The sequence below is a fragment of the Pseudoalteromonas neustonica genome (genome assembly GCF_001653135.1).
In the GTDB taxonomy this organism is placed as follows: domain Bacteria; phylum Pseudomonadota; class Gammaproteobacteria; order Enterobacterales; family Alteromonadaceae; genus Pseudoalteromonas; species Pseudoalteromonas neustonica.
In genome coordinates this window covers 183075-197448 of the sequence record NZ_BDDS01000001.1, presented here as the reverse complement: position 1 = coordinate 197448, position 14374 = coordinate 183075, and the positions used below count along the sequence as shown (strand labels likewise).

10 protein-coding genes are annotated in these 14374 nt (G+C 40.3%); 2 read left to right on the top strand and 8 right to left on the bottom strand.

Going from position 1 to position 14374, the window contains the following annotated elements; all coding sequences use genetic code 11:
• Positions 1 to 10: 10 nt before the first annotated feature.
• Positions 11 to 1588, bottom strand: coding sequence for a glutamine-hydrolyzing GMP synthase (gene guaA / locus A7967_RS00860; protein ID WP_054204216.1), 1578 nt, complete (start codon positions 1586 to 1588; stop codon positions 11 to 13).
• A 102-nt stretch (positions 1589 to 1690) separates the two neighbouring features.
• Positions 1691 to 3160 (bottom strand): IMP dehydrogenase, encoded by a 1470-nt coding sequence (guaB, locus tag A7967_RS00855; RefSeq protein WP_054204217.1) that lies wholly within the window; start codon positions 3158 to 3160, stop codon positions 1691 to 1693.
• A 135-nt stretch (positions 3161 to 3295) separates the two neighbouring features.
• On the opposite strand from guaB, the gene xseA reads away from it, so the two are divergent.
• Positions 3296 to 4630: an exodeoxyribonuclease VII large subunit gene (gene xseA / locus A7967_RS00850; RefSeq protein WP_054204218.1), complete on the top strand. Its 1335-nt coding sequence runs from the start codon at positions 3296 to 3298 to the stop codon at positions 4628 to 4630.
• Between the two features lie 36 nt (positions 4631 to 4666).
• Here the strand turns inward: xseA and A7967_RS00845 are convergent, their stop codons facing one another.
• The 3 genes from A7967_RS00845 to A7967_RS00835 all read right to left on the bottom strand — a co-directional run bounded on the left by A7967_RS00845 (position 4667) and on the right by A7967_RS00835 (position 9750).
• Positions 4667 to 5341 (bottom strand): hypothetical protein, encoded by a 675-nt coding sequence (locus A7967_RS00845; RefSeq protein ID WP_054204219.1) that lies wholly within the window; start codon positions 5339 to 5341, stop codon positions 4667 to 4669.
• A 110-nt stretch (positions 5342 to 5451) separates the two neighbouring features.
• Positions 5452 to 6270, bottom strand: coding sequence for a serine O-acetyltransferase (gene cysE, locus A7967_RS00840; protein WP_054204220.1), 819 nt, complete (start codon positions 6268 to 6270; stop codon positions 5452 to 5454).
• A 594-nt stretch (positions 6271 to 6864) separates the two neighbouring features.
• Positions 6865 to 9750 (bottom strand): M16 family metallopeptidase, encoded by a 2886-nt coding sequence (locus tag A7967_RS00835; RefSeq protein ID WP_054204221.1) that lies wholly within the window; start codon positions 9748 to 9750, stop codon positions 6865 to 6867.
• A 247-nt stretch (positions 9751 to 9997) separates the two neighbouring features.
• Here A7967_RS00835 and A7967_RS00830 point away from each other — a divergent pair, with 247 nt between their 5' ends.
• Positions 9998 to 10954 (top strand): methylenetetrahydrofolate reductase, encoded by a 957-nt coding sequence (locus tag A7967_RS00830; RefSeq protein ID WP_054204222.1) that lies wholly within the window; start codon positions 9998 to 10000, stop codon positions 10952 to 10954.
• Positions 10955 to 10964: 10 nt separating this feature from the next.
• Here the strand turns inward: A7967_RS00830 and A7967_RS00825 are convergent, their stop codons facing one another.
• The 3 genes from A7967_RS00825 to A7967_RS00815 all read right to left on the bottom strand — a co-directional run bounded on the left by A7967_RS00825 (position 10965) and on the right by A7967_RS00815 (position 14229).
• Entirely contained in the window at positions 10965 to 11942 is a 978-nt protein-coding gene (locus A7967_RS00825; protein ID WP_054204223.1) for a sensor domain-containing diguanylate cyclase, read from the bottom strand.
• Positions 11943 to 12173: 231 nt separating this feature from the next.
• Positions 12174 to 13418, bottom strand: coding sequence for a DEAD/DEAH box helicase (locus A7967_RS00820; protein ID WP_054204224.1), 1245 nt, complete (start codon positions 13416 to 13418; stop codon positions 12174 to 12176).
• Positions 13419 to 13527: 109 nt separating this feature from the next.
• Entirely contained in the window at positions 13528 to 14229 is a 702-nt protein-coding gene (locus tag A7967_RS00815) for a DUF3581 domain-containing protein (RefSeq protein WP_054204225.1), read from the bottom strand.
• Positions 14230 to 14374 lie beyond the last annotated feature (145 nt).

Below are 14374 nucleotides of genomic sequence, written 5' to 3'. Positions count from 1 at the left end.
TAAGTTTTAATTATTCCCATTCGATTGTTGCAGGTGGTTTACCTGAAATATCGTAAACAACACGTGAGATACCGTCGATTTCATTAATGATGCGGTTTGAAACCAGACCTAAGAACTCATACGGTAAATGTGACCAACGCGCTGTCATAAAGTCGATAGTTTCTACACAACGAAGCGACACAACCCAATCGTACTTACGTGCATCACCCATTACCCCTACCGACTTAACTGGTAAGAATACCGTGAACGCTTGGCTCACTTTATGGTAAAGCTCAGCTTTGTGTAGCTCTTCAATGAAGATAGCATCAGCACGACGTAGTAAATCACAGTATTCTTTTTTGATTTCACCAAGTACGCGCACACCTAAACCAGGCCCAGGGAACGGATGACGGTAAAGCATGTCGTATGGTAAACCTAGCTCTAAACCAATTTTACGCACTTCGTCTTTAAACAATTCACGTAATGGCTCCACTAAGCCCATTTCCATATCATCCGGTAAGCCACCCACATTGTGGTGAGACTTGATCACATGTGCTTTACCTGTCGCTGATGCTGCTGATTCGATGACATCTGGGTAGATAGTACCTTGGCCTAACCATTTAGCATTTTTAAGCTTTTTAGATTCGCTATCAAATACCTTAATAAACGTATGACCAATGGCTTTACGCTTATCTTCAGGATCAGATTTACCAGCAAGGTCCGCTAAAAATAACTCTTCAGCTTCTACTTTAATGATGTTCAAGCCAAATTTATTACCGAACATATCCATTACTTGTTGGCCTTCGTTTAAACGAAGTAAACCATTATCAACAAATACACAGGTTAAACGGTCGCCAATGGCGCGATGGATAAGCATAGCTACAACCGATGAATCAACACCGCCTGATAAACCTAATATGACTTCATCTTCACCAACAGTCTCTTTAATTCGCGCGATTGCGTCATCAATGATTTTTTCAGCAGTCCATAATTTTTCACAACCACAAATATCAACAGCAAAGCGCTCTAATAAACGCTGACCTTGATGAGTGTGTGTTACTTCAGGGTGGAACTGCACGCCGTAGAAACGTTTTTCTTCATTAGACATTGCCGCATGTGGGCAAGTAGATGTTTTAGCTGTGGTTTTGAAAGTATCAGGGATTTCCATTACTTTGTCGCCGTGGCTCATCCATACATCTAGAATGCCTTCGCCGCCGTCAGTAATGCTGTCTTCAATGGCATCAAATAATGCACAATTGCCTACTTTTTCAACTTGCGCATAACCAAACTCTTTCTTATCAGAGCTATGAACGTTGCCGCCAAGTTGAGTCGCCATTGTTTGCATGCCGTAACAAATACCAAGTACGGGTACACCGGCATTAAATACATATTCAGGGGCACGCGGGCTGTTTTCTAACGTTGTTGACTCAGGGCCACCAGATAAGATGATACCTTGTGGATTGAACTCACGGATTTGCTCTTCCGTTACGTCCCATGCCCACAGTTCACAGTAAACACCAATTTCTCGCACACGGCGGGCGATCAATTGCGTGTATTGCGAACCAAAGTCTAAAATAAGAATTCGTGAATCGTGAATGTCTTTGCTCATTGAGGGTCTCGTTAGTCAAGAACTGGCACTCAGGGTATCTGAATGACTAAAAATAAATAAGGGCCAGCAAAAGCTAGCCCAGTAATATCAATAATATATTGATTAACCTAAGCGGTAGTTAGGTGCTTCTTTAGTGATTTGCACATCATGAACGTGTGACTCACCCATACCTGCTGAAGTAACGCGTACAAACTGAGGTTTAGTGTTTAATTCATCAATAGTTGCACAACCGGTTAAACCCATTGCACTGCGCAGGCCGCCAACTTGTTGGTGAATGATGGTTGCGATTGGGCCTTTATAAGCCACTCGACCTTCAATTCCTTCAGGAACTAGCTTGTCCGCTTGGTTTGACTTTTGGAAGTAACGATCAGATGAACCTTCTTTTTGGTTCATCGCGCCAAGCGAGCCCATACCACGGTATGATTTGTAGTAACGACCTTGATAAAGTTCAACTTCACCCGGCGCTTCTTCAGTGCCCGCTAGCATAGAACCAACCATTACACATGATGCACCAGCAACCAATGCTTTTACGATATCGCCAGAGAAACGGATACCGCCATCAGCTATCACTGGAATATCGCGACCTTTTAGGCCTTCAACTGCATCAGAAATAGCCGTGATCTGTGGTACACCACAACCAGTAACGATACGCGTAGTACAGATTGAACCTGGGCCGATACCTACTTTAACGGCATCAACACCGGCATCAGCAAGCGCTATAGCGCCTTCAGCTGTTGCCACATTACCCGCGACTATTTGCAAGTCTGGGTAAGCTTGACGTGTTGCAGCTACGCGGTCAATAACACCTTGAGAGTGACCATGTGAAGTATCTATTAGTAATACATCAACACCCGCTTCAACTAATGCGGCAATACGTTCATCTGTACCAGGACCGACACCTACAGCAGCGCCTACACGAAGACGACCTTGCTCATCTTTACACGCATCAGGTTTGTCTTGTGCTTTTTGATAATCTTTTACTGTGATCATGCCTTTTAATTTAAACGCATCATCAACAACAAGGATTTTTTCGATACGGTGCTCGTGCATTAACCCTAAGATTTCATCACGTGCAGCACCTTCTTTAACGGTGACTAATTTTTCTTTTTTAGTCATTACCGTTGAAACTGGCTGTTCAAGTTTTGTTTCAAAACGCATGTCGCGGCTGGTAACAATACCCACAAGGCCATTTTCAGCATCCGTTACCGGAAAGCCTGAAAAGCCCTTTTCTTCAGCAAGTACAATCGCATCTGCAATGGTTAAATCCGCTGTAACTGTAACTGGAAAAGAAACAATGCCGGCTTCATACGTTTTAACTTTACGTACGTTTTTAGCTTGTTCTTCAATAGTCATGTTTTTGTGGATAAAACCTAAACCGCCTTCTTGTGCCAGCGCAATCGCTAAGCGGGCTTCTGTAACAGTATCCATAGATGCTGAAACTAGCGGCAAGTTAAGTTTGATACCACGCGTTAAGCGAGTTGAAATATTTGCCGTATGTGGCAAAACAGTAGAATGACCTGGTACTAAAAGTACGTCATCAAAGGTAAGAGCTTCTTTAGCAATTCTAAGCATTTTGGCAACTTCTCACATGTGGATCTTGTATAAGGAATTGCGGCCAAATTTTATCAGCGTTATGGGCACGAGTAAATAAGATTTCACAAATATTTATGATAAAATACCGTCATCATCGCTTTTTAGAGTCGCTTTATGGCCGTAACATCCCAGCAGCAAACGATTTATACCGTTTCTAGATTAAATAGAGAGATCAGAACCGTACTCGAACAAGGGTTTGCATCGTTAAATTTAACGGGTGAAATATCAAATTTCATTACACCTGCCTCTGGCCATTGGTATTTCACACTCAAAGATGATCGTGCCCAAGTAAAAGCAGCCATGTGGCGCGGTAACAACCGTAATCAACAATACCGCCCTATAAATGGCGCACAAGTAACTGTACGTGCGCGTGTTTCTTTATATGAGCCACGCGGCGACTACCAACTGATTGTTGAACATATGGAAGCCGCGGGCGAAGGTCAATTAAAGCAAGAGTTTGATGATTTAAAAATGCGTCTTGCCGCTGAAGGCTTATTTAGCTCAGCACATAAGCTGCCAATTCCATCTGTTGTGCATCGTGTGGGCATTATTACATCCGCTACAGGGGCAGCAATTAAAGATATTTTGACGGTTCTAAAACGCCGCGCCCCACAACTTGAAGTCGTGATCTACCCTGCGATGGTGCAAGGGAAAGAGGCGCACCTGCAACTGATTGATAAAATAAACATAGCCAATGCCCGTAATGAAGTCGACGTACTTATTTTAGGCCGGGGTGGTGGCTCACTGGAAGACTTATGGTGTTTTAATCATGAGCTGCTTGCCCGTGCTATTTTTGCCAGTGAGCTGCCAATTATTAGCGCTGTAGGTCATGAAATTGATACCACGATAAGTGATTATGTAGCTGATGTACGTGCAGCAACACCTAGTGCAGCTGCGGAGCTTGTAAGTCCAAACAGCAGCGAGCTTGCAAACCAAATTCAACAGCAGTTAAACCGTTTAGCAAATGCCTTTAAACACCAATTATCTGCAAAGCAAAGCATTGCAACCGCACTTGAACACCGCTTAACACTATGTCATCCGCGCAATCAGTTAAATCAACAATCACAACGCTTAGATGAGCTAAGTTTGGCACTACAACAAGCTATGCAACAGCATATTTATTTACACGAGCGTCGTTTAAATAATTTAGCCCCACGATTAATGCAGCAATCACCTGATCGTAAACTTACTCAAGCAAGTCATCAATTGCAGCAATTACAAGCAAGACTTCAGCAAAGTATGCAACAGCAACTAAATGATGCTAATAACCAATTATCAACGCAAGCAGGGAAACTAGAGTCAGTTAGCCCATTAAATGTGCTCGCCCGTGGTTATAGCATCACTAAAAATAAGCAAGGAAGTGTAATAAAATCAACGTCACAAGTGAATAAAGGCGATTCACTTGTGACAGAATTAGCTGATGGAGTAATTCAATCTATCGTTAGTTAACTTTAGTAAACGACTCTTTGCTTGCTGCACAATTGGTTATTTTGACTCTGTAGCAAGCAGTAAAGAAAAGTCTCGATCGCTGGATTTAGATGTACTAACGGTAAATTGTTGCCAAAATTCTTGTTTTACCAACTTATCATTTAACTCACGCCAGTGAATATGGTTAAAATCATCCATATCTTTTGGTGCTGAAAGGTCAAATTTACATACCGAACTTTTACACTGAGCATTTACCATGTCTGGGGTGATGCTTAGATCGGCCGTTTGCAAAAAGTCTTTCATTGCGGTCTCTGTTCGATAAGCCCACTCTTCGTTACGTGTTTGTTCGTCAAATTGGGTTAGTAACGCCTGTTCAAGATCGGTGGGAGCATTGAGGCGTTTTTCATATACTTTTACAAGCTTACGCTGTGTTTCTAATTCAACTCTCAACTCTTCTAACTGAGCTTCAAGTGGTGCAGGGTTTACTAATTCAGATATTGCTGAAATATTTACTCCAGCAATATCTGTTTGGCTTTGCGTTGCACTAACAGGCGCAGGAGGAAGCTTAATTGAGTCTGACTCATTAAGAAATGTTTGAAACGCTTGCTCTGATTGAACATCATCTTCAAAAAATGCTAATTGAGAGGAGGCGATAAATCCAAAAAAAACAGAAGTAAGAGTTACACCAGCTAAAAAAGCCAATAATAAAGAAAGATAAATATTTTTTATCATTGTGCGGTAATTCCTTTACTACCCTTAACCACGGCTTGTAATCGAGGTTTTACTAAATCACTGTATTTCCCAAGATGATCACACCTTGGGATAGCCTGAATAAGTATGGTTTATAACATTGCACTGGTATGTGATTCGTTCTGTGGCTCATCCGCATCTAAAAAGTTTTGGTTCATGCTTTTCGCCGGACAGGGACAGTTTGGTTTACCCACTATTTTAGCTGGAACGCCAACAACAGTCGTATGTGCAGGTACTGCACTCAGAACAACCGAACCTGCACCAATGCGCGCCCCTTCGCCTACTTCAATGTTACCTAATACTTTTGCACCTGCACCAATCAAAACACCGGCACGAATTTTTGGATGTCGGTCACCTTTTTCATTACCTGTACCGCCTAGCGTCACAGACTGCAAGATAGACACGTTATCTTCTATTATGGCTGTTTCACCAATAACTATACCAGTTGCATGGTCAAACATAATACCATGGCCGACTTTACAAGCAGGATGGATATCAACGCCAAATACTTCTGAGGTACGACTTTGAATAAATCGCGCGAGCTCTTTACGATTTTGGCGCCATAAGCAATGGGCAAGTCTATGTGCTTGAATTGCATGAAAACCCTTTAAGTTTAATATCACTGTTAAATAGGTATCGGCAGCTGGGTCACGATCTTTAACGGCTTTTATATCATGAGCAACATGCGTGAGCATTCGGTCACAATCAACAAAGGCCTGATCAAATAATTCTCGAATGGTAAATGCTGATACCACTGCGTCCGACAATTTATTAGCAACAATAAAGCTCAGCGCAGACCCTAAACACTCATGATTTAAAATGCATGAATACACATGACTTGCTAACAGAGGTTCACGGGTAACGACTTCTTTTGCTTCAGTGCGAAGCTGTTGCCAAATTTCATGACGCATAGGTTTGCCTTATTTAATACCTAGATGGGCTTTTCCTCAGTCTAACGGATTTCTACCTTGATGTGTTAATACAGCCGTTATTTGTTCTGGTTATTATATATAACTAATCTATACCCAAGCCACCTCAAGATGCACAATTCAGCGTTTCACAGGGGCTTAATACCAATCGTGTTAAGTTAATGACCATTTATAGCGAAAGATAAATACAGTGATAACAAGGCAGAAATTTTGACATGGTGTTGTTCTCGGCAATTGCTCCTGCATTGCTCTACCTCCTGCATTGCTCTACCTCCTGCATTGCTCTACCTCCTGCATCCATGCAGTCATATATGAAAAATTACTAACGCAGTTAGCGCTTTATTTAGTCCGCTAGAATGGTTAAATATTTAAGCCGATTGGTATAATATCAAGGCGTTACTTTGCAACAATAGTCGTCCCTTTTAAGAAGTAGCAACGATAAGAGTGAGTATCGGTGAAATGCCCGAAGGGTTGGTTTGGGTATATTGGCTTACTTTGTTATAGGCAAAATAAAAATGCCCCAATTATTGGGGCACTTTAGTTAAGCTGCAGCTTTCTTAGGTATTTGAATATTGATTATTCAAATACCTTATCTACAGCAAGTACTTCAATATTTTTCGCTGGTATTGCCAGTTTATAATCAGCAATGACTTTATCTTCGGCAACTAACTCAGCTGGTTTTTCAGCGTTATACACCATTGGCGATGTTTGCTCTGACGCTAGGCGTTTTTGCATGTCTTTGCCATCACCTGTGATAAATACATACTGAATATTATCCGTTTGTAAGTTAGCTTTAATAACGCGGTTTACGTCAGCTACAGTGAGCTTTTCAAGCTTACTGGTTACATATTTTACGAAGGTATCTGTATTATAAAATTCACTGTCAAGCGCATAACCCAATTGACGATTTTGACTTGCGACCATTTGTGGCACAAAGTTGATTAAGAAGTTACGCGTTGCGTCAAAGTCTTTTTCTGTCATGCCATTTTTGATCAGCTTATCAAGTTCAAATAACGCTGTACGTGTTGCAAAGTGCGCATCGTTATTTGAACGAAGTGGGCGTAACCAGACTTGAAATATTTGCTCTGAACGACCTAGGTTTGCATCAGGTTTAGTTTGATACATACCACGAGGGAAATACTCGATATACGCGTAATCACCGTAGTTCATGCCACGTGTTTGACGAATGCGCTCATATAAATATGAGTTAGAGCTGCGGTGTTCGCCAAAGTAAGAACGCACAAGCCAAAGCGCAGTCCAATCTTCGCTACTACGAATAGTATCTATAGGAAAGCCAAACGATACCGCCGTTGACTGTGCTGACTTTTCAACAATAGTTGCGTGGTGACCTTTTAACTCTGGTGCATCTGGAATTGATAAACGGCTTTGCTCACCTTTAGGTAATGCGCTTAAATCCGCAAACATGGTGTTTTTAAGCGAATCAGGCACTGCACCAATCAAACCAACTGTAAGCTTGGCTTGAGTAAATTCTTTAGCATAAAACGCCTTTACATCATTTAATGTTAACGCTTCTAGATCTGATAAGTCACCATAGTTATAACTTTCATAAGGGTGGCCTTGATATAGTTTGTGATAAAGCACTTCTTTACCTAGCTCTTCATCGTTAGACGCTTTTAAGCCAGATTTAATGCCGTCAATCAGTTCTTTCTTTAAACGTTTAAAGTCATCTTCTCTAAAACCGGGATTAAGTAACTGCTCACTTACAAGCGCATACCATTTTGCTGCATTATCTTTATGAACACGCCCTTGCAATGAAATCATTTCTTTATCTAATTGATAACCAAAGCTGCCAGCCAGTGGATAAAGCGCTTGTTTGATATCGTTATAGCTCTTAGATTCTGAGCCACCTTGTGCAAGCATTGCTGCTGTTAGTGCTGCTACGCCTTTTTGACCTTTAGGGTCTGCCGCAGCGCCAGTATGAAATAACCAATTTACATCAATCAGTGGTGAGCTATTGGTTTTATCAAGCACATTAAAATGGCGTTCTTTAACCGTTTGCTGACTAGCAACTAAGGTATTTAAATCAACCTCTTGATCAAACCCTGCAATTTTATCAAGTGCAGACATAGTTACGGTTGTACGGCTGCTATCTACAAAATATTTATTAGCAATGCTTTGAATATCTTGCGCACTGATACTGTCAGCGGTTGCATATAGCTGATTAACAACTTCAGGGTCTCGCTCAAAATGCATGTAACTTGCAAGTGTTGATGCGATTGATTGAGATGAATCTAAACCATTAATAAAGCTGTACTTAAGATTCGATTTTAAATCAGCTAACTTTTGACTATCAACTAATTCTGTACGAGCTTTTGCATAAGTATTATTAATTGCTTCGCGGGCTTTCGCTAAATCTTCTTCATTTTCAACTTTTACAAACACATGGAGTAAACCCGGATCTTTAGTGTCTGGGTTGTAGCTAAACATTTGGCTAGCAATTTGTTTGTTAACAACTAACTCTTGATATAGCTCTGAGTTGCTTGAAAAATAAAGCTGAGAGAGAAGATCAAGTGCAGCTCTGTCTTTTTTCTTAGGTTCCCAAGCTGCCCCTTTATAAGACACTAACAACCAATGCCCTGGTAAGCCTTCATTTTGCTCATGTACATATTTAGCAGCTTGTTGTTTTGGCTCGGTTGGTATATCGGCAACATAGTCGCCCTTTTGCCACTGACCCCAATGTTTTTTAACCATTGCCATAGTCTCTTGCGGATCGACATCCCCCACAATCACTAACGATACATATTCGGGCTTATAAAACTTCTCAAAAAACTCTTTACCATAGGCCATTTGATCAGGCATCGCTTCAATGTCTTCAAAAAAGCCCATTGTGGTATGTTTATAAGTGTGTTTTTCGAATGCTTCATTACGAACAGCTGAAAGTAACTTGCGTACTGGGCTGGCATTATTTTTAAGGTACTCACCTTTAACAGTTAATGCTTCGGTACGGAACTGCTCTTCTGAATACTTTAAGTTTTGAAAAATATCAGCTTCGATCTCAAGCACTTTATCAAGATGCTGCTTAGAGAAATTTAAATGGTAGTTAGTATAATCATTTGTTGTATACGCGCGGTTATCTACGCCTGAGTTTTTTAAAATATCTGAATATACATCTTGCGGAAATTTTTCAGATCCTTTGAACATCATGTGCTCAAAAAAGTGTGCAAAACCGGTTTTTCCTGCTTCAACTTCATTACGTGAACCGACAGAGACAGGTATTTGTAATGAAACAACATCAGGGTAGTCAGTTTTAACAACCATGACGCGTAAACCATTCTCTAACTCTTCAAGTAAGTAGTCTTGTGAAAACACACGATCATTTGCAGCTTTAGCAGCCGTTTGTGTTATTTCAACCTCTTTCACCATAGTTGAACCTGAGTTACTCGCACAACCACTTAGTGCAAGTGTCACCGCGAGGCTTGTTGCTAATAATTTAAATTTCATTGCTATCCCTTGTTAGTTGAATAAATTTCTTGTTTTTAGTCATTTTATTATGCAATAAAGCGAGCAGATATGAGAGCCCTAGCGCAGCTATTTATGTAAACAGTTGTGTATATACAAACTCAGTTACATGCCAAACATGAATAAATTTCATATTAATTGAATAACTTTCATTAAAAAAATCTATCTAGACGTCTAAATGGCTGTTATATTGTTTGGTATAGACATTTAAACAGCTGGAATGAGAGTTATGGCTTTATCACTGCAAGAGAAAATCGAAGATACCAATCAAGGCGTGTATTTAATTGGTACAACTCCGCCACGTATTGGAACTGATGAAACTCAACTTGAAACCATTGCACAAAAGCTTTTAGCTCGTTTACATGAAATTGAATACGATGGTGTCATCATATACGACATTCAAGATGAAAGCAGTCGCACAGAAAAACCACGGCCATTCCCTTTTAAACAAACGGTCGACCCGCGTGAGTACAGTCACTTGTTACGTAAGTTATCACACCAAGATGTCATCACTTATAAAAGTGTGGCACAACGCGGGGTGGCTGAATTTAAAGATTGGTTAAGCGAAACGAAGGAAAAATTTGATTTAAAAAACTTAGTGCTAGTAGGTAGCCCATCGTCTGCTGGCGATATTAAATTAAGCTTACCTAACGCTTATAAAACCCTAAGTGAACAGCAGCAAGATTTCTTTTTAGGCGGTGTTACGATTGCAGAACGTCATGCAAGTAAGCGAAATGAACATGAACGTCTGCTTGAGAAAACGGCGCAAGGGTGTCAATTTTTTATCTCACAAGCCGTATACGACGCGCAAGCAACCATTGATTTAATTACCAGTTATGTACGTAGCTGTAAAGCACAAGATATTGAGCCAAAACGCATTATCCTAACGTTTACACCGTGTGGTAGTGAAAAAACCTTAGACTTTATGGAGTGGTTAGGTATATCAGTGCCTGAAGCGACAAAGTGGCGCATGCTAGATTCGCACAACCCATTAAGTGAGTCTGTGCGTATTTGCCGCGAAAATTTAGACTTGATCTTAAAAAGCTGTGCACATTTAGAGGTGCCGTTAGGTTTAAATATTGAAAGCTTAACTAACCGCAAAGAAGAAATCGACGCATCAATAAACCTATACCGTTTATTAAAAGCGACTATGGAACTTAATTTAGCTGAAAAACAAATAGCCTAACAACTTACGTTTAAAGTAATTGCCCAGCTTTAAACGCCAATTTATTTTTATACATGTCTTTATCGGCTTTATTGAGTAGTATTTCAAACGTTTCTTTGGTGTGCTCAGCAAATCCATAACCAATACTAATACTCAACGGTGGTAAAGACAGCTTAGCTAATTGAGCATTATATCCTTGAACTATCTTAGCCTTTATTTGAAGTGGTTCATTGGTATCATTTGTTTGTAATACAACCACAAATTCATCTCCCCCCAAGCGGCCTATTATATCAGCCTCTCTTAAGCACTCTTTAAGCGTTGCGGCTAATGCAACCAATGCTTTATCACCTACCTCATGGCCATGCGTATCGTTTAGTAACTTAAAATCATTTACATCGATAAATAGACAACAGACCTCAAAACCTAACCTTTGCGCTAAATTTAGCTTTTGCTGAGAAAGAATACTTACTGCACGCCGATTATAAATATGAGTAAGGGGATCAAGCATGGCTATTTCGCGCATTTGCACAAAACTATTAACCATGAATAAATCATCTTCAATCATATCCCGTAATTGTTTTATCAACTCTAAGTAATTTCGCTGATAATCTGTCTGCTCAAAATCCATCACACACAAAGTGCCAAAAACATCCCCATTGGGCCAATGAATAGGCAAGCCTAAATAAGATTCAAACCCATCTTTGCTTACTTCAGGGTTGTCGTGCCAATATTCATCATTACTGGCATTATTAACATAGAGGGAATGATTATCTTGTACGACTTTTTTACAAAATATGTTGGTTTCTAGGGGGATCATAGTACCCGCAGTGTAAGGATTGTCTTGCTGTTCACTGGCAATGACAACACGATAACCACTTTGCATCGCTTGCACAATAAAACCCGCAGGCGCAGCAAATAGATCAGACATTAAATCGACTGTTTTTTGCCACTTCTGCAGTGATATTTGATTATCTTTGTCTGTAAAAATCCACTGGTTGCTTTGAAACATAGCACATACTCACACAATTAACCTTATATGAGTATACCCAAACCACCTCAAGATGCGAGTTTCAGTTGGAGTTAAAATTGGGCGTTTCGCAGGCGCTTACTCTCATCGTTGTTACTTCTTAAAAGGGACTGCCATTCTTGCAAAGTAACGCCTTGATATTTGTTGTGATTCAATTAACCCCCTGTGAAACGTTGAATCCTGCATCTTGAGGTGATTTGGGTATATAAACTACTAACGACGACGGTTTGGAGTTTTTTTGCCCAAAACACGCTTTTTGTCGCGTTCTTTACGGGATTTATTACTATTTTTACGATTATCTTTCGGCTTTTTGTTTGGATCAGGCTCATAACCTGTTAGCCACTGTGGTGTTAAACGCGTATCAAGTAACACTTCAATCTCTTCCAGTAACCATTGCTCATCAAGGCTTACTAAAGACATGGCGAGCCCTTGTTCACCAGCGCGCCCTGTACGACCGATGCGGTGTACATAATCTTCAGCAATATAAGGTAATTCAAAATTAATAACGTATTTTAACGCTGGAATATCAAGGCCTCGTGCAGCTACATCCGTAGCCACTAAAACGCGTGTTGAACCTTCTTTAAAATCTAACAAAGCTCTATCGCGTGCGCCTTGCGATTTATCGCCATGGATTGACTGTGTTTTTAAACCGTCTTTACACATTTCTTTAGCGAGCTGATCGGCCATTTGCTTAGTGCGCGTAAAAATTAATACTTGGCGCCAGTTTTTCATGCCAATCATGTGTGATACAAGCTCACGCTTACGGTCTTCATCTACCGCGTAAATAACCTGTTCAACTTCAACAGCCGCAGAGTTTCGCTTATCAACTTCCACGAGTTCTGGGTTTCTAAGTAATTTTTTACTAAGCTCAAAAACACTGTCATCAAATGTGGCTGAGAATAATAATGTTTGGCGATCACTCGGCACATGGCGCAGTATACGTTTTATCTCATCAATAAAGCCCATGTCGAGCATACGGTCCGCTTCATCAAAGACTAATGAATCAACACTTGAAAGTTTAATGCTGCCTTTAATGATGTGATCAAGTAAACGCCCTGGTGTGGCGACTACGACTTGCGCATCTTTCATCGCTTTAATTTGCGGGCCAATACTGGCACCACCATAAGCTAAAGCGCCTTTTATATCACTGCCCTGTGCGTACTTTTCAAAACTGGCAAACACTTGCTGAGCCAGCTCACGCGTTGGCGTTAAAATAAGAACACGAGCCAAGCCTTGCTCATCTTTTTTAGGCGTGTTTAGCAACTTATGCAATAGCGGTAATACAAATGCGGCTGTTTTGCCTGTGCCTGTTTGCGCACTGCCCATTACATCACTACCCGCTAAGATAAGGGGGATAGTTTTGAGTTGAATTGCGGTAGGTTGAGTATAATTGTTTTGCTCAATTGCGTTTAATAACACCGGATCGAGATTAAGTGATGAGAATGTAGTAGCAGACATAGGCTTGGCTTTAAAATGACAAAGAGCGCTATTGTACGCATATTCAGCCACCTCGTAAATTAACCAATAAAAAAGGCGCTAATTTAGCGCCTTAATATAAATGGTTGCTTTATGCTGGTTTTAAAGTTGCTTTACGTTCATTGTAAAACGCAATTAAATCATCAACCGTTGTTTGGCAATACTCACGAATACCTGAGACCACCATATGCTTTTCACCACAACCTACTTTAACGCCATTTTCTAATAGGTTAAAACGTAATGTGATTTTACCGCGCTTGCCTGTGTATTCAAAACTTGGCTCTGCAAATTCAAGTGTAGGCGCTGTAATATCAATATTATCAAGATTAATAAGCATTGATTCGTAAATAACCATTGGTCGTGCGGGGTTAATCATTACCTCTTGCTTACCCATTAGTGGAATAATCACATGGGGGAAAGTAGTACCAGAGAACTCAACATAATTTTTTATTAAACTATTCGTTAGTGTTGGGCATTGACTGGTTTTACCTTCACGCTTGACCTTTAAAATAACCTTATCACCACTGGTTATTTCAAACTCATCGGCACCTTCTGGAAAGTGTAGTTTAGTATTTTCATCCACCATACCCGAAAACGTAAATTCCATTCGCTCACTCAGACCATAGCGGTCTAGCACTAATGAAAAAAGTAAGTCTCCTGGTGCGCAAAATTTCTTTGCATCTTTATCATGAAGAGGATTGTAATCATCAGCAATACATTTGGCGAAACGACAACCTTGCTCACGAGAAATAGAAACATAATCAGCATGTTGCTGATAAAAAGGACTTAACATAGTTTTTTCACTGCTTAAACTGCTTATAACCGAGTTATTCTACCAGATAAAAATTAAATAGAGGTCGAATCTGTTAAAGTTTTGTTTCAAATATAAAAAACCGAGATGTAGAACCTCGGTTTTAAAATTTATAAAATGCTTTGAT

Excerpts from the sequence above, each read along its gene's own strand:
- guaA (WP_054204216.1), bottom strand. The coding sequence starts at position 1,588 with ATGAGCAAAGACATTCACGATTCACGAATTCTTATTTTAGACTTTGGT.
- guaB (WP_054204217.1), bottom strand. The coding sequence starts at position 3,160 with ATGCTTAGAATTGCTAAAGAAGCTCTTACCTTTGATGACGTACTTTTA.
- xseA (WP_054204218.1), top strand. The coding sequence starts at position 3,296 with ATGGCCGTAACATCCCAGCAGCAAACGATTTATACCGTTTCTAGATTA.
- A7967_RS00845 (WP_054204219.1), bottom strand. The coding sequence starts at position 5,341 with ATGATAAAAAATATTTATCTTTCTTTATTATTGGCTTTTTTAGCTGGT.
- cysE (WP_054204220.1), bottom strand. The coding sequence starts at position 6,270 with ATGCGTCATGAAATTTGGCAACAGCTTCGCACTGAAGCAAAAGAAGTC.
- A7967_RS00835 (WP_054204221.1), bottom strand. The coding sequence starts at position 9,750 with ATGAAATTTAAATTATTAGCAACAAGCCTCGCGGTGACACTTGCACTA.
- A7967_RS00830 (WP_054204222.1), top strand. The coding sequence starts at position 9,998 with ATGGCTTTATCACTGCAAGAGAAAATCGAAGATACCAATCAAGGCGTG.
- A7967_RS00825 (WP_054204223.1), bottom strand. The coding sequence starts at position 11,942 with ATGTTTCAAAGCAACCAGTGGATTTTTACAGACAAAGATAATCAAATA.
- A7967_RS00820 (WP_054204224.1), bottom strand. The coding sequence starts at position 13,418 with ATGTCTGCTACTACATTCTCATCACTTAATCTCGATCCGGTGTTATTA.
- A7967_RS00815 (WP_054204225.1), bottom strand. The coding sequence starts at position 14,229 with ATGTTAAGTCCTTTTTATCAGCAACATGCTGATTATGTTTCTATTTCT.